This is a genomic window from Klebsiella sp. JN_Kp122 (assembly GCF_040062085.1).
In the GTDB taxonomy this organism is placed as follows: domain Bacteria; phylum Pseudomonadota; class Gammaproteobacteria; order Enterobacterales; family Enterobacteriaceae; genus Klebsiella; species Klebsiella aerogenes.
Genome location: NZ_JBEAHW010000022.1, coordinates 47,767 through 70,419, shown reverse-complemented (window position 1 = coordinate 70,419; position 22,653 = coordinate 47,767). Strand labels below are relative to the sequence as shown.

General features: G+C 53.2%; 25 protein-coding genes. 15 read left to right on the top strand and 10 right to left on the bottom strand.

From position 1 onward, the window contains the following. The 3 genes from lipB to lipA all read left to right on the top strand — a co-directional run bounded on the left by lipB (position 1) and on the right by lipA (position 2,868). Positions 1-642, top strand: a complete 642-nt coding sequence (gene lipB / locus ABLU78_RS10620; protein WP_015367737.1) for a lipoyl(octanoyl) transferase LipB — start codon at positions 1-3, stop codon at positions 640-642. A 128-nt stretch (positions 643-770) separates the two neighbouring features. Next, complete coding sequence (locus ABLU78_RS10615) at positions 771-1,721, top strand: YbeF family transcriptional regulator (protein WP_045388718.1); 951 nt, start codon at positions 771-773, stop codon at positions 1,719-1,721. 181 nt (positions 1,722-1,902) lie between these two features. Next, entirely contained in the window at positions 1,903-2,868 is a 966-nt protein-coding gene (gene lipA, locus ABLU78_RS10610; RefSeq protein WP_015367739.1) for a lipoyl synthase, read from the top strand. A 204-nt stretch (positions 2,869-3,072) separates the two neighbouring features. Here the strand turns inward: lipA and tatE are convergent, their stop codons facing one another. Continuing rightward, entirely contained in the window at positions 3,073-3,279 is a 207-nt protein-coding gene (tatE, locus tag ABLU78_RS10605) for a twin-arginine translocase subunit TatE (protein WP_004859519.1), read from the bottom strand. A gap of 138 nt (positions 3,280-3,417) precedes the next feature. Beyond that, positions 3,418-4,206, bottom strand: a complete 789-nt coding sequence (locus tag ABLU78_RS10600) for a deaminated glutathione amidase (protein ID WP_015704731.1) — start codon at positions 4,204-4,206, stop codon at positions 3,418-3,420. Between the two features lie 88 nt (positions 4,207-4,294). Between ABLU78_RS10600 and crcB the strand changes: the two genes are divergently transcribed. Next, positions 4,295-4,678, top strand: a complete 384-nt coding sequence (crcB, locus tag ABLU78_RS10595; RefSeq protein WP_015367741.1) for a fluoride efflux transporter CrcB — start codon at positions 4,295-4,297, stop codon at positions 4,676-4,678. Positions 4,679-4,735: 57 nt separating this feature from the next. Here crcB and cspE read toward each other — a convergent pair whose 3' ends face one another. Further along, positions 4,736-4,945, bottom strand: coding sequence for a transcription antiterminator/RNA stability regulator CspE (gene cspE, locus ABLU78_RS10590; protein WP_012542460.1), 210 nt, complete (start codon positions 4,943-4,945; stop codon positions 4,736-4,738). 193 nt (positions 4,946-5,138) lie between these two features. Next, positions 5,139-5,714 (bottom strand): lipid IV(A) palmitoyltransferase PagP, encoded by a 576-nt coding sequence (gene pagP, locus ABLU78_RS10585; RefSeq protein ID WP_161798749.1) that lies wholly within the window; start codon positions 5,712-5,714, stop codon positions 5,139-5,141. A 291-nt stretch (positions 5,715-6,005) separates the two neighbouring features. On the opposite strand from pagP, the gene dcuC reads away from it, so the two are divergent. From dcuC to uspG, 4 genes are all read left to right on the top strand, one after another. Continuing rightward, positions 6,006-7,379, top strand: coding sequence for an anaerobic C4-dicarboxylate transporter DcuC (gene dcuC, locus ABLU78_RS10580; protein WP_015367743.1), 1,374 nt, complete (start codon positions 6,006-6,008; stop codon positions 7,377-7,379). Between the two features lie 93 nt (positions 7,380-7,472). Further along, the gene (rna, locus tag ABLU78_RS10575) at positions 7,473-8,270 is read left to right on the top strand and encodes a ribonuclease I (protein WP_032712856.1); all 798 of its coding nucleotides are present in this window, start codon (positions 7,473-7,475) and stop codon (positions 8,268-8,270) included. A 172-nt stretch (positions 8,271-8,442) separates the two neighbouring features. Continuing rightward, positions 8,443-8,853 (top strand): nucleoside diphosphate kinase regulator, encoded by a 411-nt coding sequence (gene rnk, locus ABLU78_RS10570; protein ID WP_015367745.1) that lies wholly within the window; start codon positions 8,443-8,445, stop codon positions 8,851-8,853. A gap of 188 nt (positions 8,854-9,041) precedes the next feature. Continuing rightward, complete coding sequence (gene uspG / locus ABLU78_RS10565; RefSeq protein WP_015367746.1) at positions 9,042-9,470, top strand: universal stress protein UspG; 429 nt, start codon at positions 9,042-9,044, stop codon at positions 9,468-9,470. 79 nt (positions 9,471-9,549) lie between these two features. On the opposite strand, the gene ahpF is transcribed toward uspG, so the two are convergent. Beyond that, a complete protein-coding gene (gene ahpF, locus ABLU78_RS10560) occupies positions 9,550-11,115 on the bottom strand; it encodes an alkyl hydroperoxide reductase subunit F (protein ID WP_048228522.1) in 1,566 nt (521 codons plus the stop codon). Between the two features lie 128 nt (positions 11,116-11,243). Further along, on the bottom strand, positions 11,244-11,807 hold the full coding sequence (gene ahpC, locus ABLU78_RS10555; protein WP_004859485.1) for an alkyl hydroperoxide reductase subunit C: 564 nt from the start codon (positions 11,805-11,807) through the stop codon (positions 11,244-11,246). A gap of 402 nt (positions 11,808-12,209) precedes the next feature. Here ahpC and dsbG point away from each other — a divergent pair, with 402 nt between their 5' ends. From dsbG to ABLU78_RS10535, 4 genes are all read left to right on the top strand, one after another. After that, a complete protein-coding gene (gene dsbG, locus ABLU78_RS10550; protein ID WP_032712855.1) occupies positions 12,210-12,962 on the top strand; it encodes a thiol:disulfide interchange protein DsbG in 753 nt (250 codons plus the stop codon). A gap of 193 nt (positions 12,963-13,155) precedes the next feature. Continuing rightward, positions 13,156-14,058: a LysR family transcriptional regulator gene (locus ABLU78_RS10545; RefSeq protein WP_045381440.1), complete on the top strand. Its 903-nt coding sequence runs from the start codon at positions 13,156-13,158 to the stop codon at positions 14,056-14,058. Between the two features lie 151 nt (positions 14,059-14,209). Then, the gene (locus ABLU78_RS10540) at positions 14,210-15,433 is read left to right on the top strand and encodes a DUF3440 domain-containing protein (RefSeq protein WP_047055699.1); all 1,224 of its coding nucleotides are present in this window, start codon (positions 14,210-14,212) and stop codon (positions 15,431-15,433) included. Then, positions 15,418-16,044, top strand: coding sequence for a ParB/RepB/Spo0J family partition protein (locus tag ABLU78_RS10535; protein ID WP_045388656.1), 627 nt, complete (start codon positions 15,418-15,420; stop codon positions 16,042-16,044). The genes ABLU78_RS10540 and ABLU78_RS10535 overlap by 16 nt, the downstream gene beginning before the upstream one ends. Here the strand turns inward: ABLU78_RS10535 and ABLU78_RS10530 are convergent, their stop codons facing one another. After that, complete coding sequence (locus tag ABLU78_RS10530) at positions 16,045-17,190, bottom strand: pyridoxal phosphate-dependent aminotransferase (RefSeq protein ID WP_162866913.1); 1,146 nt, start codon at positions 17,188-17,190, stop codon at positions 16,045-16,047. Between the two features lie 184 nt (positions 17,191-17,374). Here ABLU78_RS10530 and mtnC point away from each other — a divergent pair, with 184 nt between their 5' ends. After that, a complete protein-coding gene (gene mtnC, locus ABLU78_RS10525) occupies positions 17,375-18,064 on the top strand; it encodes an acireductone synthase (protein WP_045388652.1) in 690 nt (229 codons plus the stop codon). Next, positions 18,061-18,603 carry an acireductone dioxygenase gene (locus ABLU78_RS10520; RefSeq protein WP_015367755.1) on the top strand — a complete coding sequence of 181 codons (543 nt, stop codon included), beginning with the start codon at positions 18,061-18,063 and terminating at the stop codon, positions 18,601-18,603. The genes mtnC and ABLU78_RS10520 overlap by 4 nt, the downstream gene beginning before the upstream one ends. Positions 18,604-18,606: 3 nt before the next feature. Here ABLU78_RS10520 and ABLU78_RS10515 read toward each other — a convergent pair whose 3' ends face one another. Beyond that, positions 18,607-19,212 (bottom strand): methylthioribulose 1-phosphate dehydratase, encoded by a 606-nt coding sequence (locus tag ABLU78_RS10515; RefSeq protein ID WP_015704721.1) that lies wholly within the window; start codon positions 19,210-19,212, stop codon positions 18,607-18,609. Between the two features lie 25 nt (positions 19,213-19,237). Next, positions 19,238-20,263: an S-methyl-5-thioribose-1-phosphate isomerase gene (gene mtnA, locus ABLU78_RS10510; protein WP_045388650.1), complete on the bottom strand. Its 1,026-nt coding sequence runs from the start codon at positions 20,261-20,263 to the stop codon at positions 19,238-19,240. Positions 20,264-20,367: 104 nt separating this feature from the next. Here mtnA and mtnK point away from each other — a divergent pair, with 104 nt between their 5' ends. Then, positions 20,368-21,567, top strand: a complete 1,200-nt coding sequence (mtnK, locus tag ABLU78_RS10505; protein ID WP_045388648.1) for an S-methyl-5-thioribose kinase — start codon at positions 20,368-20,370, stop codon at positions 21,565-21,567. An 8-nt stretch (positions 21,568-21,575) separates the two neighbouring features. On the opposite strand, the gene ABLU78_RS10500 is transcribed toward mtnK, so the two are convergent. Beyond that, positions 21,576-22,640: a sugar ABC transporter substrate-binding protein gene (locus tag ABLU78_RS10500; RefSeq protein ID WP_045388646.1), complete on the bottom strand. Its 1,065-nt coding sequence runs from the start codon at positions 22,638-22,640 to the stop codon at positions 21,576-21,578. Positions 22,641-22,653 lie beyond the last annotated feature (13 nt).

Below are 22,653 nucleotides of genomic sequence, written 5' to 3'. Positions count from 1 at the left end.
TTGCAGCACAATACCATTCTTATTCGACAACTCGGCCTGCAACCTTACGAACCCATCTCGCAGGCAATGCACGAATTTACCGACAGTCGTGACGACACGACGCTGGATGAAATCTGGCTGGTAGAACATCACCCGGTCTTTACTCAGGGTCAGGCCGGTAAAGCCGAACACGTGCTGGTGCCAGGCGATATCCCGGTTATTCAGAGCGATCGCGGCGGTCAGGTGACCTATCACGGGCCAGGCCAACAGGTGATGTATGTATTGCTGAATCTTAAACGGCGTAAACTCGGCGTTCGTGAATTAGTGACGCTACTGGAGCAGACCGTGGTCAATACTCTCGCAGAGTATCAGATTGAATCCCACCCACGCGCCGATGCGCCGGGGGTTTACGTTGGTGAACAGAAAATCTGTTCACTGGGGCTGCGTATTCGCAAGGGCTGCTCGTTCCACGGACTGGCGCTGAATGTGGCAATGGATTTGACGCCATTCCTGCGCATTAATCCGTGCGGCTATGCCGGCATGGAGATGACGCAAATGCGCCACTGGCAGCCGCAGGCCACTACGGAAAACGTTGCGCCGCGGCTGGTCGCCAACCTGCTGGCGCTGCTGAATAACCCGCCGCATGAATATGTCGCCGCTTGATGCGCACCGCGCTCTGAACCGTCAGAGCGCAACTCATTATTAATACTTCAAATTTGCAATCAATTGTCACGTAACGCTATGCGCTCGCCCGCTATAATGAGGCTATGACCCATCAACCGGACCCGCGAGTGGCAGAAAACCTTCCCCCATCAGAAACCAACGAACCACCCGAAGATCGGCAGATCTTTCGTATTCTGCGTAATATCGATCTAAACCTGCTGACCATCTTCGAAGCGGTATACGTGCATAAAGGTATCGTCAACGCGGCGAAGGTATTAAATATCACGCCTTCGGCGATTAGCCAGTCCATCAATAAACTACGGGCCCTGTTCCCCGACCCGCTCTTTATTCGTAAAGGTCAGGGAGTCACGCCCACGGCTTATGCGACCCACCTGCATCAATATATCAGCCAGGGGATGGAAGCCTTTCTCAATGCGCTGGATTTGGGCAGCCGCTCGCAGCAGCAGCGCGTGCTCACCATCGCTACCACCCCAACCATCGGCGCTCTGGTGATACCGAAAATCGCCAATGCGTTGAAATCGCGCTTTCCTCAGGTATTACTGCACAATATGGCGATTAGCGATGCCGCCAGCCAGCTCAATCAGCGGCAGGTTGACTTACTGATCGACAGCTATCCCCATAGCGGGCTGGCTATTGCACACCAGGTGCTGTTCTCCGAACCGGTTGTCATCTTTTGCCGCGAAAATCACCCCATTTTGCACCTTCCCCTGACGAAGGAAAATCTGCAGCAGTATGAGTTCGCGCTATTGCTACCGGAAGGGCAGCGCTACCCTACCCTGCATCGCCAGCTAGAAGAGTTCGTCGGCGAACGCCGCTGCGGCTTTAGCAGCTATAACCTGTTGACCCAGGCGGCAATGATGAATAATAGCGATTTGCTGGGGCTGACGCCGGAGAGTATGTTCGCGCTGGTGGCGAAAATCTGGCCTTTACAAGCGATTCCTTTTCCACCTCTGCAGGACCAGCGTATTGATATTTCGCTCCATTACAACCGGCAAAGCGCACAGGAGCCGTTACTGAAAGAGATTATCGACACCATTGTGCAAACTTATGCCTGCTAACCGCACGCGAGGGAAAAGGATAAAACAACAACTATTTTACAATTTGCCGGGTAACCAGGCTGCTTTCAACCCCGTATCAATGATATACTGCCTGTCCTTAGTTCAAAAATAGTTGATAAATACAACATTTGATTGAATTAATTCGCTTTCCTTCGTGACTCGCAACTGGAACACGCACGCTATGAGTAAACCCATTGTGATGGAACGCGGTGTTAAGTACCGCGACGCCGATAAAATGGCCCTTATCCCGGTGAAAAACGTGGCAACTGAGCGTGAAGCTCTGCTCAGAAAACCGGAATGGATGAAAATCAAACTTCCGGCTGACTCGTCCCGTATTCAGGGGATCAAGGCAGCGATGCGTAAGAATGGCCTGCACTCCGTGTGCGAAGAAGCCTCTTGCCCGAACCTTGCCGAGTGCTTCAACCACGGTACCGCGACCTTTATGATCCTCGGCGCTATCTGTACTCGCCGTTGTCCATTCTGCGACGTTGCCCACGGTCGTCCGGTGACGCCTGATGCCAATGAGCCGCAAAAACTGGCACAAACCATCGCCGATATGGGTCTGCGCTACGTGGTGGTGACTTCCGTTGACCGCGACGATCTTCGTGACGGCGGCGCGCAACACTTCGCTGACTGTATCAGCGCTATCCGCGAGAAGAGCCCGAATATCAAGATTGAAACGCTGGTGCCGGATTTCCGTGGCCGTATGGATCGCGCGCTGGATATTCTGAAAGTGACGCCGCCGGATGTGTTTAACCACAACCTGGAAAACGTACCGCGTCTGTATCGCCAGGTGCGTCCGGGCGCAGATTACAACTGGTCGCTGAAACTGCTGGAGCGCTTTAAAGAAGCGCATCCGGAAATCCCGACCAAATCGGGTCTGATGGTCGGTCTTGGCGAAACCAATGAAGAGATCATCGAAGTGATGCGCGATCTGCGCCGTCATGGCGTCACCATGCTGACGCTGGGTCAGTATCTGCAGCCAAGCCGTCACCACCTTCCGGTACAGCGTTATGTTAGCCCGGAAGAGTTTGAAGAGATGAAAGCTGAAGCCATGGCGATGGGCTTTACCCATGCTGCCTGCGGCCCGTTCGTCCGCTCTTCCTATCATGCCGATCTGCAGGCAAAAGGTATGGAAGTAAAATAACTCCTGTCTTTCTCTGGCCGTCGTTCGCGGCGGCCTGATTTACCGGCTAATCCCCCTTTCCATTGTCATACCTGGTTGCATCTTTTTTCATATCCAAAACGCTAACCATAAAAAAGGCGACAACGAATACGCTGCCGCCTCTTTGCCGCCTGAGCTTCACACCCGGCCGCGACGCGCCCCCGTTCGTCGGGAGCCCGTGATTAATTACTCTTTATGAGAGAGCTTCTGTGCCGGCGCGTCTTCCTCAGCGCTGGTCTTTTTGGCACTATCATCGTCATCATTCATGGCTTTCTTGAAGCCTTTGATAGCCGAACCCAGGTCTCCACCCAGCGTGCGTAATTTTTTGGTACCAAACACTAAAATAATCAGCGCTGCGACTACCAGCAGTTTGGTAATACTAATCTCACCCATAGCTAACCTTCTTCTCTATACAAGCTCAAGCTGCGAATACGCCATCATACACATATACGCATACAATTAACGGCTATTTGACGCGCCGACACAATAGCAATCTGTAACAAGGTGAATCAAGCCTTGTTTAAAAAAACGTCACAATAATTGCGGTGGCGCAAATCTGCGATTACGCAGCACCGGCAAACTCTCACGCACCTGACGAATATAATCTGCGGATATCTCAGCAAAAATCAGCTGCGGCTGGGCAGCGGCGCCAGCAATGGTGGTACCGAGCGGATCGATAATCCGGCTCTGACCGATATTACGCGTTCCACATTCGCCTGCCGCAATAATGTAGCAGGTGGTATCCAGCGCTCTTGCCGCCAGCAGCGTCGCCCAGTGATGTTCTTTCAATGGCCCGCGAACCCACGCGGTAGGAAGCACCAACACATCGGCACCCTTTAACGCTAACGATAGCGCTAATTCGGGAAAGCGTAAATCGTAGCAGGTCATTAAGCCGATTCGCATCCCATTTACATCAATTAACGGCGGAATTTGTTCGCCGGCATCCACCAGCCGCGACTCCTGCATATTAAACGCATCGTACAAATGGAGTTTCTGGTATTGTGCGCTAATCATCCCCTGTCGTATTGCGACCAGGGTATTGCTCGCGCGCCCTTCGCCAGAGGGCACGTGCAGCGTTAATATCGTGGTTAAGTCATTACTCCGGCTTTCGGCCAGCAGTTGCTGCATGAAGCCGCCGTCCAGCGCCTGCGCTGATTTTACCGACATATCAGGATCGTTATCGGCCCGCGCCAGCAACGCCTCGGGTAAGACCAGTAACGATACCCCGCATTCTGCCGCCTGACGCATCAGTTCAACGCAGATCTGCGCATTAGTTTGCCACTGCGCCGTGACGGCAAATTGCCCTGCTGCTACCCGCATCTCTTTCTCCCACTTCGAATCCATAGCCAAAAACGCCTTTGGCGCGCTACACTCGGCCTTATACCTAACCAAATAGCAGGAAATGACCGTGTTACAACTCCTTTTAGCCGTTTTTGTTGGCGGCGGAACCGGCAGCGTGTTGCGCTGGTGGCTGGGCATGAAATTTAACCCCATGCATCATGCGATTCCCATTGGCACGCTAATCGCTAACCTGCTGGGCGCATTTATTATCGGCGCCGGGCTGGCGTGGTTCAATCGTCTAACGCATGTCGATCCGATGTGGAAACTGCTTATCACTACCGGTTTCTGCGGCGGCCTGACGACTTTCTCCACCTTTTCAGCAGAAGTGGTCTTCCTGCTCCAGCAGGGGCGTTTCAGTTGGGCACTGTTAAACGTGCTGGTCAATCTACTGGGTTCTTTCGCCATGACCGCGACGGCATTCTGGCTGTTCTCACAGTCAGCCGCCCGCTAACGACAGGCAAAAAAAAACCCGCTATAAGCGGGTTTTTATATTCTACTGACGCGTTGGTTAGATAGCCATTACGTTTGCAGCAGAAGGGCCTTTGGCACCGTTAGTGATTTCGAACTCTACGCGCTGACCTTCAGCCAGAGTTTTGAAACCGTTGGACTGGATTGCAGAGAAGTGTACGAATACATCTTTGCTGCCATCTTCCGGAGTAATGAAACCGAATCCTTTGGACTCATTAAACCACTTAACGTTACCTTTAATCTTAGACATCAAAATTACCTTTAAATTAAAAAACGACACTAATGCTGTGTCGGATACCAGTACATCAATTGTGATGCCTTTTGTCCAGCGTAACTTTCTTAAAAAGTGATAAAAGTCTCTATCTTTATAGCCGACAGTTACGTTAGTCATTGTTTTTCAACAAGACAAAGAACTTATCACTTTTGTCACTACGTTATAACGATTAAAACTGAATGCGTGCCCAGGCAAAATAAACGTTGCCGTTGTTATAAGTGCCGGGGATGTAGGTCATCTGGAACGTCGCCGGGCCGTAGCCAATCGATGCCAGCGGCAGCACCACCGGGATCGGGATATAGTTCCAGTTGTCGCGCGCCGTTACGCCAAGGGTGTAACCAAGGCCAAGATGGAAGTTGTCGTCGGCCAGCGGGCGCCAGGTTTTTTCCCAGCCATAGCCGCCAATCGGCTCCCACTTATTAAAGGAATCTTTAAACGCCATCAGATAAAGGCCGTGCCAGTTACCTTTCTCGTCCCAACGCGACATGCCAAATCCCGCGCCCCATGGGCGTTCGTTATACTTATCGGTTTTCTCTTTGTCATAGGCAAAGCGCGCGTGCCAGGTGATCGCCGGGATGTAGAGATCGTAGTGCTCAGGCTCGTTCCAGGTTTGCGCGACATTGTCCGTCAGCGTATTGTAGCCATCGCGGAGCGTTGACGAGAACGAGGCGTTAGCATAGCCGGGCGACAGCAGCAGGCCGGACAGCGCAAGCATAAATAATGTAAATTGACGTAGTTTAAACACTTCTCTATTACCGATTGCAATTTTAAAAACGAAGTAAAGTAACAAATGTAATCTTAATAGACTGTTAACGGAATAAGGCAAAATCCTGAATTGCGCCATAGCAAAAAGCTCATGCTGGTAGACAACTTTTGTGATGTTAGCCGTGCCACGGGTTCTGATTAGTCAATTCTCAGTAGTTTATTGATTTGGGTCAGCAAGTTCTGTCCGTTTTTTGGGCACATTCCATCACTTAATTTTTGTAGTGCTTTAGATATCAGCAGATTCTTTGGGTTAATGGCTTAGGGGTAAAGTATGCTTACGCTTGTTGAGATCCTTATCGGGGTCGTGGTTATTGTGGGCGTCGCCCGCTACATTATAAAAGGTTATTCCGCGACAGGGGTGCTGTTTGTCGGCGGTTTAATCTTACTTATCGCCAGCGCCATTATGGGGCATAAAGTTCTCCCGGCCAGCGCCGCCACTACGGGTTACACCGCAACCGACATCTTTGAATATATTAAAATACTGCTCATGAGCCGCGGCGGCGACCTCGGCATGATGATTATGATGCTCTGCGGTTTCGCCACCTATATGACCCATATCGGCGCCAACGATATGGTAGTTAAACTGGCCTCTAAGCCGCTGCAATATATTAACTCGCCTTATCTGTTGATGATTGCCGCCTACTTCCTCGCCTGCCTGATGTCGCTGGCGGTCTCCTCGGCAACTGGCCTTGGGGTGCTGCTGATGGCGACGCTGTTTCCGGTAATGGTCAATGTCGGCATCAGCCGCGGCGCCGCGGCGGCGATTTGCGCCTCCCCTGCCGCGTTGATCCTGTCACCAACCTCCGGTGACGTAGTGCTGGCGGCCAAAGCTGCCGAAATGCCGCTGATTGATTTCGCTTTCAAAACCACTTTACCTATCTCGATTGCCGCTATCGTCTGTATGGCCATCGCTCACTTCTTCTGGCAGCGCTACCTCGATAAAAAAGAGAACGCCTCGCACGAGATGCTCGACGTCAATGAGATAACCACCACCGCCCCGGCGCTGTACGCCATTCTGCCTTTCACACCGATTATCGGCGTGCTGATTTTTGACGGCAAATGGGGGCCGGAGTTACACATCATCACGATTCTGGTGATCTGTATGGTGCTGGCTTCAGTACTGGAATTCCTGCGCAGTTTTGACACTAAAAAGGTCTTCACCGGGCTGGAAGCCGCCTATCGCGGCATGGCGGACGCCTTCGCCAGCGTCGTCATGCTGTTGGTGGCGGCGGGCGTATTTGCCCAGGGTCTGAGCACTATCGGTTTTATCGACGGTCTTATCTCTATTGCGACCTCGTTCGGATCCGCCAGCATCATCCTGATGTTGGTATTAGTCGTCCTGACCATGCTGGCGGCGATGACCACCGGTTCCGGCAACGCGCCGTTTTACGCCTTCGTTGAGATGATCCCGAAGCTTGCCCACTCTTCCGGCATCAACCCGGCCTATCTGTCGATCCCTATGTTGCAGGCATCGAATCTGGGACGCACCATTTCACCGGTTTCCGGCGTGGTGGTGGCGGTGGCGGGAATGGCGAAGATTTCTCCGTTCGAAGTTGTTAAACGCACCTCGGTTCCCGTTATCGTCGGCCTGTTAGTGGTGATCATCGCCACCGAGATTCTGGTCCCCGGCGCCGCGATTCAATAAACCACAAACCGCAGTGAAAAGGCGCCAGCAGGCGCCTTTTTTATGCTTTAATAAATCCCAGCAATTAATCATCTCCCACTATCAGGAATAAAAATGTTCAGGAAGGATGTCGTCGCCATTGCCCTTTTACTCGGCGCAACACAGGTTGGCGCAGAACCGCTTACCGCGACGAAATACGGTGATTTCGATCGTTACGTGCTGGCATTGTCCTGGCAAACCGGTTTTTGTCAGAGCATGCTGGATAGGAATCGTAATGAACCAGAGGAGTGCCGGCTACAGCAGGAAGAACGCAACAAAGCCGATTTTCTGACGGTACACGGCCTGTGGCCGGGCCTGCCGAAGTCGATCGCCTCGCGCGGCGTCGATGAGCGCCGCTGGATGCGCTACGGCTGCGCGACGCGCCCTATCCCCAATATGCCGGAAGTCAGAGCCGGGCGTAAATGCCAGGCCGCGGAAACCGGGCTATCGCTGGAAATGGCCAATAAGCTGAATAGCGTGATGCCGGGTTCCGGCGGTAACTCCTGCCTGGAACGCTATGAGTATGCCAAACATGGTGTCTGTTTCGGCTTCGATCCGGATAGCTACTTCGGCACGATGGTGCGCCTGAATGGCGAAGTGAAGCAAAGCGCAATCGGTGATTTTCTGGCGAAACACTACGGACAAACCGTTAGCCGTAGCGATTTTGATGCCGCCGTCGCCAAAGCCTATGGCGCGCAAAACGTGAAAGCCTTTAAATTAACCTGTGACGGCAATCCCGCTTATTTAACGGAAATGCAAATCTCCATCAAAGCTAGCGCGATCAATGCTCCGCTGAGCGCAGATTCGTTCCTGCCGCAGCCGCATCCGGGCAACTGCGCTAAGCAGTTTGTGCTGGACAAAGTCGGTTCTTGATAACAGAGCGATGCGCCCATTTCATCTGCTTTTGCTAACGATGCGCTGAATGTGCGCTTAATCACTTCAAACATCAGGCAAGTCTCAGTATGATGAAGGGACATTAACCCTTGCCCCTTTCGGCGAGGGTTTTCTTTTACGGAAAAGGTTCCTGGATAACATGGAGTATGCAATGACCAGACCCGCAATCATTATTAATGAATTCGATGCTGAACGTATCGATAGACTGCTTGAACAGCCGGCGTATGCTAATTCACCGGTAGCCGATGCCCTGAACGACGAACTGGACCGCGCGCAAATGCTGGCGCCGGAAGCAATGCCGCACGACGTCGTCAGCATGAACAGCAAAGTCCGCTTCCGCGACTTAACCAGCGGTGAAGAACGTGTGCGGACTCTGGTTTTCCCGGCGCAGGCGACCGATAGCGCGACTCAGCTTTCGGTTCTGGCGCCGGTTGGCGCGGCGCTGCTCGGGCTGAAAGTCGGGACCTCCATCCATTGGGAGTTACCCGGCGGCGCATCGGCACATCTGGAAGTGCTGGAATTGCTGTACCAGCCGGAAGCCGCAGGCGAATTCCACCGCTAAATACCCCGCTGCCTGAGGCGTTTCACGCTTTATTCAGAGGATGCCTCGTCATCCTCTTTCTGTTTCCCTTCCTCTCTGACAAATTTTTACCTCATCCCGTGACGGCGTATACAGTTTTGCGACCTGAATGCCACAATATCCTTGTATAATATGTTGATATAGAAACAGACAAACAAGGAGAAATGCATATGTATAAAACTATCATTATGCCGGTTGATGTCTTTGAAATGGAGCTGAGCGACAAGGCTGTCCGCCATGCAGAGTTTCTCGCCCAACAGGACGGCATTATTCATTTACTTCACGTCTTACCCGGTTCATCCAGCTTCACCATGAGCCGTTTTACCGCCGATCTACGCCGCTTTGAAGAGCATTTACAACATGAAGCGGAAACACGCTTACAGACCATGGTCGGCCACTTTAGCATTGACCCTTCACGTATTAAGAGCCATGTGCGTTTCGGCAACGTCCGCGATATGGTTAATGAACTGGCCAATGAAATCAAAGCTGACGTGGTAGTCATCGGTTCACGTAATCCGTCGATCAGCACCCATTTACTGGGTTCAAACGCCTCAAGCGTGATTCGTCATGCCCATATTCCGGTAATGGTCGTGAGATAACGGAACGGTGCAATAAGCAAAAAAAGAGGCGACCCCAGGGTCGCCTCTTTGCTGTGTGCAGGTGTTGTCTTACGACTTTTTATGCGCTTTTGGTACGAATCAGATAATCGAATGAGCTCAAAGAAGCCTTCGCACCTTCGCCAGTGGCGATAATAATTTGTTTGTACGGCACGGTAGTGCAGTCGCCGGCGGCAAATACGCCCTTCACGTTGGTTTCACATTTGGCATCAATGATGATTTCACCCATGCGGTTACGCTCAACCGTACCTTCCAGCCAGTTGGTATTCGGCAACAGACCGATCTGGACAAAAATACCAGCTAACGCGACATGATGCTCATCGCCGCTGACGCGGTCGCGGTACTGCAGCCCCGTCACCTTACTACCGTCGCCAACCACTTCGGTGGTCTGGGCGTTGAGAATAATATCGACATTTTTCAGGCTGCGTACTTTATCCTGCAGCACCTGGTCGGCTTTCATTTCTGGCGCGAACTCCAGCAACGTCACGTGTTCAACGACGCCCGCCAAATCAATTGCCGCTTCAACGCCAGAGTTACCGCCGCCAATCACCGCCACTCGTTTACCTTTAAACAACGGGCCGTCGCAGTGCGGGCAGTAGGTTACGCCCTTAGTGCGGTATTGGTCTTCACCAGGCACGTTCATATTACGCCATTTGGCGCCGGTTGCGATGATCACGCTGCGCGCTTTCAGCACCGCGCCGGAGGCGGTTTCGATCTGATGCAGCCCACCTTCGACGGCTGCCGGGATCAGTTTTGCCGCGCTTTGTGAATCAATCACATCAACATCATATTCACTGACGTGCGCTTTCAGGGCGCCGGCCAGTTTTTGGCCTTCGGTTTTCGGTACGGAAATATAGTTTTCGATATCTACAGTATCCAGCACCTGGCCGCCGAAACGTTCGCCCATCAGGCCGGTACGAATGCCTTTACGCGCGGAGTATACCGCCGCCGCGGCGCCAGACGGGCCGGAACCGACGATCAGAACATCATAAGCATCGCGTTTGTTCAGCTCTTCCGCCGCGCGTTTTTCCGCGCCGGTATCCACTTTGGCGACGATTTCAGTCAGCGTCATACGACCTTGACCAAACTCCTGACCATTCACAAACACCGCCGGTACGCCCATCACGTTGCGATCGGTGATTTCATTCTGGAAGGTTCCACCATCAATCGCCGTGTGTTTGATGCGCGGGTTCAGCACCGCCATCAGGTTCAGCGCCTGCACCACGTCCGGGCAGTTGTGGCAAGAGAGCGAGTAGTAAGTCTCGAATTCAAAATCACCGTCAAGGTTGCGGATCTGCTCCAGCAGCGACTGCGCTTCTTTCGACGGATGACCGCCGGTCCACAGTAGCGCCAGTACTAATGAGGTGAACTCATGTCCCAGGGGAGAACCAGCAAAACGCGGCCCCTGGTGGGAACCTGGGTTAGTAATCAGGAACGATGGCTTACGTACCGCCAGCGTGTTGTCTTCTTTAAAGGTAACTTTGTCTGACAGTTCAGCGATTTCAGCCAACAGTTCCTTGATCTCTGCCGATTTAGCGCTGTCATCCAGCGTGGCAATCAGCTCAACAGGTTTGGTCAGCTTCTCAAGATAGGCCTTGAGCTGGGTTTTCATGTTGGTGTCGAGCATTTTTATCTCCTGGGCTTAAAACATCATCATGCAAGCGGCCTTAGTCAGGCAGCCTGAATGCGCTTGCATCATGGTGTTGGAATAAAACGGGCGCTGGTGCGCCCGTTGATTAGCGGGAATAAAACGAATTAGATCTTACCAACCAGATCTAAAGAAGGAGCCAGAGTCGCTTCGCCTTCTTTCCACTTAGCCGGGCACACTTCGCCTGGGTGGGAAGCAACGTACTGAGCGGCTTTGATTTTACGCAGCAGGTCAGACGCATCACGGCCGATACCTTCAGCGGTAACTTCGATTGCCTGGATGATACCCTGCGGGTCAACGACGAAGGTCGCGCGGTCAGCCAGACCTTCATCTTCACGCATATTGTCGAAGTTACGGGTCAGGGCGCCAGTCGGGTCGCCGATCATCGCGTATTTGATTTTAGCGATGGTGTCAGAGCTGCTGTGCCACGCTTTGTGGGTAAAGTGGGTGTCGGTAGAAACAGAGTAAACGTCTACGCCCAGTTTCTGCAGCTCTTCGTAATGGTCAGCCACGTCGCCCAGTTCGGTCGGGCAAACGAAAGTGAAGTCGGCCGGGTAGAAGAAGAAGACGCTCCAGCGGCCTTCAGTGTCTTTTTCGGTAACTTCGATGAATTCACCGTTTTTGAATGCCTGGTTTTTGAAAGGTTTGATTTTGGTATTAATTAAAGACATCGATACTTCCTCCGTGTTTTTGTTGAGGTCTAAGTTAACGAATTTTTCCTGACTCGACCAATGCGTTTGCATTATCAAATCAATAAGCGTTATCTAACAACCGTAACAAGACAACTTTGTGAACCTGCCGTCGCGATCGCGGTTTTTCCCCGTGTTTCGCCTCATTTCGCTGAAAGTAAAAAGGCCGCCCTCTCAGGCGGCCCCGTTACCTGAAATACCCGCAGGTAGCTTCAGCGCCAGAATGGCTGGCAATATGTTGCGCTCTACACCTTAATGTAACAGCATGAAGGATTACATCATTCGCCGAACTAAAGGGCAACCAAACGCCCGGCAGGTGTTATCTATGGCTGCGATAGGTTTCACCACCACTGCACATTAGCTTCTGATTTAAAAGGAATACTCATGTTAAAACGACTGCTTTTTCTGAGCCTGCTGCCGTTGTGTAGCTATGCCGAAGACCTCCCCGCCCCCGTAAAAGCAATAGAAAAACAGGGTATTACTATCATTAAGCCCTTTGAAGCCCCCGGCGGCGTCAAAGGCTGGCTCGGGAAGTATCAGGATATGGGCGTTGCTATTTATCTCACCCCCGACGGTAAGCACGCCATTTCCGGCTATATGTACGACGAAAACGGTAACAATCTGAGCGAACAGCTTTTCCAGAAAGAACTCTATACCCCGGCCGGACAGGCGATGTGGAAAAAACTCGAGTCCGCTGACTGGCTGCTGGAAGGCAAAAAAGAGGCGCCCATCGTCCTTTATGTGTTTGCCGACCCTTTCTGCCCCTACTGTAAACAGTTCTGGCAACAGGCGCGGCCGTGGGTTGATTCCGGTAAGGTGCAACTACGCACCTTATTGGTCGGTGTGATTAAACCAGAGAGCCCGGCCACCGCGGCAGCGATTCTGGCCAGCAAAAACCCGGCGCAAACCTGGCATGATTACGAACAATCCAACGGCAAACTGAAGCTGAACGTACCGGCGGATATCCCTGCTGCCTTGATGAGGACGCTGAATATCAATCAGCAGCTGATGGATGACCTCGGTGCTAACGCCACTCCGGCTATTTACTATATGAATAAAGACAACATGCTGCAGCAGGTAGTAGGATTACCCGATAAAGAAAAACTGCAGGTGATGATGGGGGAAAGCCAGCAGTAAAAAATAACCCATTTCCGCCAGGTGCTTAAGGACAAAAAAGGATCTGGCGGAACACGATTGGTTGGTATACATTTAGTAGGGATTAATTGTATATTTAGCTTTAATAATGATATTTGATGGCATCGCCACAAATGTATAACGGTAAGAAATAATAATCCGTTCGCCTCGATGCAACATAAACAGGACGTTAAGCATGGCCAACCTTTATGACTTAAAAAAATTCGATCTAAACCTGTTGGTTATCTTCGAGTGCATTTATCAGCACCTTAGCATTAGTAAAGCGGCAGAGACGCTGTTTATTACCCCTTCTGCGGTCAGTCAGTCGCTGCAGAGATTACGTAATCAATTAAACGACCCGCTATTTGTGCGTTCTGGTAAAGGAATTACCCCGACAACCGTGGGCATGAACTTACATCACCATCTGGAAAAAAATCTCAACCAATTAGAAAAAACAATTAACATCGCCAATCATTCCGAGTTGAGTAAACGATTTGTTATTTATAGTCCACAGCTTCTTATATCACCGGGGACAATGGATTTAATTAACAAATTACACATGGATCCTAATCTGCAAATCGATCACCGCGATCTACTCCTGTCGCCAGAAAGCGTCGAAGACCTGATGGCCTACCGTAAAGCGGATCTGATCTATAGCATTACGCCACTCTCAAACCACAGCACGATTTGTCAGCCTTTTCAGGAACTAGAAATTGCGCTGGTTTGTCGGGAGAACCATCCGCGGGCGGAATTGCTTAATTCATACGAAAATATTTCCCGCGAGGGATTTACGCTTTACGTCTCAACCGATCCGAATGTAAAAGCATTCCAGCAGCACAAAAGTGAACTCATGCCAGAACGGAGAGTCGCGTTTCGCAGCAACTCTCTGATCGCTATTTTAACGACAATTAATCAAAGCGATCTTATTGGCTTTATCCCGAAGCATGCTTTGAATTATTTTGGCGCATCATTTAAATTTCGTGAAATCACATTACCCGACCCCGTCCCTCCGGTAATGGCCTATATGATTTATAATCGTTCATCCTTGAATAACCCCAAATTCGCTGACTTTATATCTCAGAACGCGGCTATTAATTGATTTGTCATCATAAACATATTCTCTCTGTGAATATGTTTATGTGAATTACATTTCTCCCACTTAAAACATTACCATTTCATATTAACCTTACCCTTAATGCGTTCTACACTACCCGTGAAAGCGCATCCATCACATTAAAGGATTAATGGTAGTGTCATTGATAAAAATTCCATTACCCGAGTCCGTATTCCAGGCCAGTCAGCAGCGGATACAGTGGGTATTAGAAAATTTTTCACGTATCTGCATTTCATTCTCCGGTGGCAAGGATTCAACGACCATGCTGCACCTGGCGGCGCTTAGCGCACGGAAAATGGGCAAAAAATTCAGCGTGCTGTTTATCGACTGGGAGGCGCAATTTTCCTGCACCATTCAGCATTGCGCAAATATCCGTGCCGAATACCAGGATGTCATTGAAAAATTTTATTGGGTTGCCCTACCGCTGACCACGCAAAATTCGCTGACCCAATTTTCGCCGGAGTGGCAATGCTGGGAGCCGGGTGTCAACTGGGTACGCCAGCCGCCCGCTGACGCCATTACCGATCCCAGCTATTTCCCGTTTTATAGCAGCGGAATGAGCTTCGAAGAGTTCGTTCGTGATTTCGCCGACTGGTTTTCACAAAACCGCCCGGCGGCGATGATGGTGGGTATCCGGGCAGATGAATCGCTTAATCGCTTCATGACCATCTCTTCGCAGCGCAAACTGCGCTTTGCCGACGATAAACCCTGGACCACGTCGGCGCCGGGCGGTCATACCTGGTACATCTACCCGATTTATGACTGGAAAACAGCTGATATCTGGACCTGGTTTAGCAAAAGCGGCCTGGCCTACAACCCTCTTTACGATCTGATGTATCAGGCCGGTGTGCCGCTGCGCTATATGCGGATTTGCGAACCCTTCGGCCCGGAGCAGCGCCAGGGGCTCTGGCTGTACCACGTGCTGGAGCCAGAACGTTGGGCAGCCATTTGCCAGCGCGTAAACGGCGTGCACAGCGGCGGCATTTACGCAGGATACGACAACAAATTTTACGGCCATCGCAAACTCGATAAACCCGAGCACCATAGTTGGAAGAGCTACGCCTTGTTCCTGCTGGATAGCATGCCGCGTCCAACTGCCGAGCATTATCGTAATAAAATTGCGGTCTATCTGCATTGGTATCAAAAACAGGGAATGGAAGATATCCCCGATAGCCAGGAGAGCGACATCGGCACCCGGGATATCCCTTCATGGCGGCGCGTCTGCAAAGTGTTATTAAACAATGATTACTGGTGTCGCCAGCTCTCATTTAGCCCAACCAAAGCCACCCGTTATAAAAACTACTGCGAGCGCATAAGTAAAAAACGCCAACAATGGGGACTGCTATGCAACAACGACTAATCACCCAAATAGAAGCGTATTTGGCTACGCTGTCGGAAGAGGAAAAAATCGACGCGCTGAATCACTTTCGCCAGGCTCTGCACCGCCATAGCCCCTTTCACAACCAGCCGGTCGACTGCGTGCTATGGGTTAAACAGGAAGAAGTCAGCCCCAACGATTACAACCCGAACAACCTTGCGCCGCCGGAAAAACGTCTGTTATTAACCTCGCTGGAGGCTAATGGTTTCACGCAACCGATCGTGGTGCAGAGTCAGCAGCCAAAACGCTATACCATCGTTGACGGTTTTCACCGCCACGAGCTGGCAGGCAGTAGGACATCGTTGAAAAAACAGCTCAAGGGATATTTGCCAGTCACCTGTCTGACAGCAAACAGCCACCCCCGCGATGCCCTGATGGCCGCCACTATTCGCCATAACCGGGCGCGCGGGCGCCATCAGATCCACGCGATGTCGGAAATTGTCCGCGAGCTGACCAATCTCGGCTGGAGCAATAGCAAAATCAGCAAAGAGCTAGGGATGGATGCCGATGAAGTGCTGCGCCTGAAGCAAATTAACGGTCTGGCCGAGATGTTCGCCGACCGTCAATTTTCTCAGGCATGGACGGTGAAATAGCTACAGGCGACGCAGCCGCTCTGCTGCCGCCTGCAGGGTCTCCGGCTGCTTGGCGAAGCACAGGCGAATCAGTTTATGCGGGAACGGATCGGCACAGAATACCGACAGCGGGATCGCCGCCACGCCGACTTCAGTGGTCAGCCAGCGACAAAAGCTGACGTCATCAAGGTCAGAGATGGCGCTATAGTCGGCCAGCAAGAAGTAGGTCCCTTCACAAGGCAAAATCTCCAGCCGGCTATCGCGTAGCGCATCGATAAACAGATCCCGACGCTGTCGATAAAACGCAGGTAGCTCGCGGTAGTGCTCCGGCTGCGCGCGCAGCATATCCGCCAGCGCCAATTGAGCGGGCGTATTGACGGCAAACGTCAAATACTGGTGCACCTTACGCAGCTCGGCGCTGATGGCGGCAGGCGCCACGCAATAACCCACTTTCCAGCCGGTCATGTGAAAGGTTTTACCGAAAGAAGAGACCGCTACCGCCCGCTCGCGCAGCTGCGGATGGGCCAGCACGCTGGTATGGCCCTGCTCTGCAAAACAGATATGTTCATACACTTCGTCGCTGATAACGTAGATTTCCCGTTCAGCGATCGCCTGCCACAACGCGGCAAAATCTTCCCGCTGCCAGACCGTGGCTGATGGATTATGCGGCGTATTAAGAATCACCAAACGGGTGCGGTCGCTTAACGTGGCGGCAAACTGCTGCCAGTCAACGCGGAAATGCGGCGGCTGCAGAGCAATACGTTTCAGCACCCCGCCGGAAAGTTCTATCGCCGGCGCGTAGCTGTCATAGCTCGGGTCAAAGCAGATCACCTCATCGCCGGCTCTGACCAGCGCGGTGATCGCCGCATACAGCGCTTCGGTCGCCCCCGCGGTGACGGTAACATCGCTATTCGCATCCGGGCGATAGCCATACAGCTCAGCGGTTTTATCGGCAATGGCTTCGCGCAGCGCCGGTACGCCGGTCATCGGAGCGTACTGGTTAGCCCCCTGGGCGACGTGCCAGGCCAACCGTTCCTGTAGGTAACGCGGGCCATCAAAATCCGGAAAACCTTGTGATAGATTGATGGCCTGATGCTGCTGCGCCAGCGCGCTCATCTGGGTAAAAATGGTGGTGCCTAATGCAGGGAGTTTACTCTCAGGAATCAGTGGCTTATTGCTCATTCTCTTTGTTCCGATTGTAATGCTGTTGTTGAAGCCACTATAACACGATGTTAATATTTGGCAATCAAGACGCTTAGACGTCTAAATGCTAACGTTATTTCGCTTGCCGCAGGCAGGCGGCAAACCGACGCCACCGGCAGCACGGCGCACTATCCACTCTGGAGATACCATGATCCGCGCTATCGTGACCGATATTGAAGGCACCACCAGCGACATTCGCTTCGTCCATAACGTCTTATTCCCCTATGCCCGCGAGCGGCTGGCCGCTTTTGTCAGCGCACAGCAGTATGTCGAGCCGGTCAGTACCATTCTCGACAATCTGCGTACAGAAATCGCCGCTCCCGAAGCCAGCGCCGCAGCGCTTATCGACACGCTATTCCGCTTCATGGACGAAGATCGTAAATCCACGGCGCTGAAAGCGCTGCAGGGCATTATCTGGCGCGAGGGCTATCTGAACGGCGACTTTACCGGCCATCTTTATCCCGATGTACTCCCGGCGCTGGAGAAGTGGAAGGCGATGGGCATTGATTTATATGTATATTCCTCAGGCTCGGTCGCCGCGCAGAAATTGTTATTTGGCTACAGCGACGAAGGTGATATTACTCATCTCTTCAGCGGCTATTTCGATACCCTGGTCGGCGCCAAACGCGAAGTTCAATCCTATCGCACTATCGCCGAACAACTGGGGCATAGCCCGGCGAGCATTCTGTTCCTCTCTGATATCCATCAGGAACTGGACGCCGCCGAAGCGGCAGGTTTACGCACCCTGCAGCTGGTACGCGGCGACCGCGACCCGGCCAGCCATCATCCACAGGTTCAGCGTTTTGACGACATCGACCCGGAGCAACTTCCCGCATGAGCGAATTAACTATTTTTTCCGTTAACGACGCCAGCCATCCACGCTGGCACAGCAGCAACGCCGATGAGATCCAGCAGCAATTGCGCGCAAAAGGGGTGCGTTTCGAGCGCTGGCAGGCCGACCGCTACCTGGGCCCGGCGCCAACCGCTGAAACCGTTATTGCGGCCTATCAGCACGCGATTGATAAACTGGTGGCTGAAAAGGGCTACCAGAGCTGGGATGTCATTAGCCTGCGGGCGGATAATCCGCAGAAAGAGGCGCTGCGGGCTAAATTCCTCAATGAGCATACCCATGGCGAAGATGAAGTGCGCTTCTTTGTCGAAGGCGCCGGGCTGTTTTGCCTGCATATCGGCGATGAAGTCTTTCAGGTGCTGTGCGAAAAGAACGATCTGATCTCCGTCCCGGCGCATACGCCGCACTGGTTCGATATGGGTTCGGAGCCGAATTTCACCGCCATTCGTATTTTTGACAATCCGGAAGGCTGGATAGCGCAGTTCACCGGCGATGCTATCGCCGATGCCTATCCGCGCTTACCCTAACCTTTATGCATAGCGGCGGCGCAGCAGCTCGCATTCGAAGAGAAATTCGAGCCCTTCCAGCTGACGCCGCGCCTCGCTAACATCCCTGCCCCAGCAGGTTAAGCCGTGGCCGCGGATCAAAAATCCATAACGCAAAGGATGGCTACGGGCATACGCTTCAACCCGCTCCGCCAGCGCCTCAATATCCTGATCGTTATCAAAAATCGCCACCGGTACGCTATCGAGATGGCTATGCTGCCCGCTCAGCGTTTTTTGCATTTCATAGCCCTGCAGCTGCAGGGTATCGCTGGTTTCAAGACGTGAGAGCACCGTAGCGTGCACGGTATGCACGTGCAGCACGACGTTCGCTTCAGGAAACAGGCGATAAACCAGCGTATGCAAGCCGGTTTCCGCCGACGGTTTACGGCCCGACGGCGCGCGATTGCTGGCGATGTCCACCTGTAAAAAATCGTCGCTGGTCAGGCTGCCCTTATCGCGCCCCGATTCACTTAACCAACACCAGCGCGCATCCTCGCGTACTGACATATTGCCGCCGGTTGCCGGCGCCCACCCTTTGGCGCCAATCCAGTGACAGGTGGTCACCAGTTGTGCGAGTCGCTCTTGCCACATAATCGTTCCTTATCACTGTTAACCGTTACGCCAGCGGCGCAAAAATACCGTCCGCCACCTGCTGTGGCGTGACCACGCCGCTATCCAGCACCCAACCGCTGATTAACGCAGCTGGCGTCACGTCAAAGGCCGGGTTATAAACCGGCGCGTTTTCTGGCGCCCACTGCACGGCACCAAAGCTGCCTTTTACGCCGGTCACCTCTTGCGCCGCACGCTGTTCAATCGGGATCGCCGCGCCGTTCGGGCAGTAGCGATCGAGAGTGGTTTGCGGCGCCGCCACGTAGAAAGGAATACGATGATAGTGAGCCAGCACCGCCAGCGAATAGGTCCCAATTTTATTCGCCACGTCGCCGTTGGCGGCGATACGATCCGCGCCGACCCATACCGCATCAACCTGCCCCTGCGCCATTAGGCTGGCGGCCATTGAGTCGGTAATAAGCTGATACGGCACGCCCAGCTCCCCCAATTCCCAGGCGGTCAGGCGCCCGCCCTGCAGCAGCGGCCGCGTCTCATCGACCCAGACGTTAGCCACCTTGCCCTGTTCATGGGCCAAAGCGATAACCCCCAGCGCGGTGCCAACCCCCGCCGTCGCCAGGCCACCGGTATTACAGTGGGTCAACAAACGGCTACCCGGCGTTACCAGCGCATTGCCAGCTTCGGCAATGCTGGCGCACAGCTGTTTATCTTCCGCAATCAGGCTCAGCGCTTCGCTCTCCAGCGCCTGCGGATAGTCATCCTGCGCCAGCGCCTGCTTCATACGATCGAGATTATTCATTAAATTGACCGCCGTCGGCCGCGCCGCGCGCAGGGTTTCCAGCGCCTGAGTGAGCTCGTCGCGGGATAAGCCGCGCTGCGCCAACAGCGCCAGCAGCAGACTGGCGGAGAGACCAATCAACGGCGCGCCGCGCACCCGCAAAGCATGAATATGGTCCACCAGCAGCGCAACGTTATCCGCCGCCAGCCAGCGTTTTTCCTGCGGCAATGCCTGTTGATCGAGAATAAAAAGCTGATTTTCGCTTACCCGCAGGCTGGTGGTCTGTAGTGTCTGCATATCGTTAAATCCCTGTTGCGTTGTTGTATCACATTGTGTCAGGATGAAATCCAGATGTATAGACGTCTGAACGGCTTAATTCAGCACTTTTGAGGATCGAGGCAATGTCGCAATACCATACCTTCACGGCCAGCGATGCGGTGGCTTACGCACAACAATTTGGCGGGCTCGACGATCCGTCTGAGCTGGTGTCGGCGCAGGAGGTAGGCGACGGCAATCTCAATCTGGTGTTCAAAATTTTCGATGCTCAGGGCGTGAGCCGGATTATTGTTAAGCAGGCGCTGCCCTACGTGCGCTGCGTCGGCGAATCCTGGCCGCTGACCCTCGACCGCGCGCGCCTCGAAGCACAGACCCTGGTCGCCCACTATCAGCACAGCCCGCAGCATACGGTACACATTATTCATTTCGATCCCGCTCTGGCGGTGATGGTGATGGAGGACCTTTCCGATCACCGTATCTGGCGCGGCGAGCTTATCGGCAACGTCTACTATCCGCAGGCAGCAGGCCAGTTGGGCGAATATCTGGCGCAGACGCTGTTCCACACCAGCGATTTCTATCTCCATCCGCATGAGAAAAAAGCGCAGGTGGCGCAATTTATCAATCCGGAAATGTGCGAGATCACCGAGGATCTGTTTTTTAACGATCCGTATCAGATCCACGAGCGCAATAACTACCCGGCGGAGCTGGAAGAAGAGGTTGCCGCCCTGCGTGAGGACGCTCAGCTTAAACTGGCGGTCGCGGCGCTGAAGCACCGCTTTTTCTCACAGGCCGAAGCCCTGCTGCACGGCGATATTCATAGCGGCTCCATCTTCGTCGCTGAAAATAGCCTTAAAGCCATCGATGCGGAATTTGGCTATTTCGGCCCTATCGGTTTTGACGTCGGCACCGCCATTGGCAATTTGTTGCTTAACTATTGCGGTCTACCTGGCCATCTCGGCATTCGCGATGCCGCCGCCGCGCGCGAACAGCGGCTCAACGATATACAGACCTTGTGGCACACCTTCAGCGAGCGTTTCCAGACGTTAGCAACGGAGAAAACCCGCGATGCGGCGCTGGCCTGCCCCGGTTACGCCTCAGTATTCCTCAAAAAAGTATGGTGCGATGCCATTGGATTCTGCGGAACTGAACTGATACGCCGCAGCGTCGGGCTTTCACACGTCGCCGATATCGATTCGATTCAGGACACGGCCATGCGCCACGAATGCCTGCGCCATGCAATTACGCTCGGCAAAGCGCTGATCGTCATCGCCGAGCGTATCGATAGCGTGGACGAACTTATCGCCCGCGTACGTCAGTACAGCTAACCGCGTGATTATTTATGTTGGGCTTCCAGGGTGGCAAACCACGGGGCAATAAAGTCTTCGGTCTGCCCCCAGCCAGGGATGATTTTCCCCAGCGACGCCACGTTGGCCGCCCCCGGTTGTGCCGCCAGCAGCGCCTGCGGAATGGCCGCCGCTTTGAAATCGTAGGTAGCCGGGGTGCTTTCCCCGGCAATCTTATTGGCAATCAAGCGTACGTTGGTGGCGCCAATGAGTTTCGGATCGACCGCCACGCTAACCTTCCACGGGCTACCGGCCTCCCGCATCAGCTGTAAATCCTGATTGGAAATATCGATGCTGTAGAGTTTGATTTCGCTGCGCCCGTTTTCTTTCAGCGCCTTATAGGCTCCCTGGCTAAAGGCATCCCACGTCCCCCAGATGGCGTCAATTTTACCTTTAGGATACTTAGCCAAAATTGCGCCGACCTTGTTAGCGGTGTCACCCTGCACGTCGGATGAAACGGCGCCGATAGACTCCAGCTCTTTAATCCCCGGATTTTGTTTAAGCAGCGTCTGGTAGGCTGCCTGGCGGCGCTCCATTGGCGGGAAGCCTGCCACCCATAGCTTGATAATGTTGGCCTTGCCGTTGAAGTCTTTTACCAGTTGGCCAAAAGAGAGCTCGGTCAACGAGGCGTCATCCTGCTGGCTAACCGTCACGCCGGGGACAGATCCCTGCACCGCGGTATCGAACACCGCCACTTTAATCCCGGCATCGACCGCTTTTTTCACCAGCGCGGTCGAGTAGGGATCGCGCCCCTGGGAAAGAATAATACCGTCGTATTTCTGGCTAATGGCCTGATTGACGAAATCCTGGAACTTCGCGTCATCACCGTTGCTCAGGAAAGCGCTGACTTTAAAACCGAGCTTTTTACCTTCCTGAATCGCCCCGGCGACAAACTGGGTAGTGTTATCGTCAGAACCGAGATTGCGAATCACCGCGATGCGGATCGGGCCGTTATGCTCAGCTATCGCCGCCGGAACCGGCGTCGGGGTCTGCGCCAGCGCTGCCATCGACTGCAGCAGGCCCAGCGCCATAAGAGAAAGTGCTATCTTTTTCATTTTGTTTACCCTG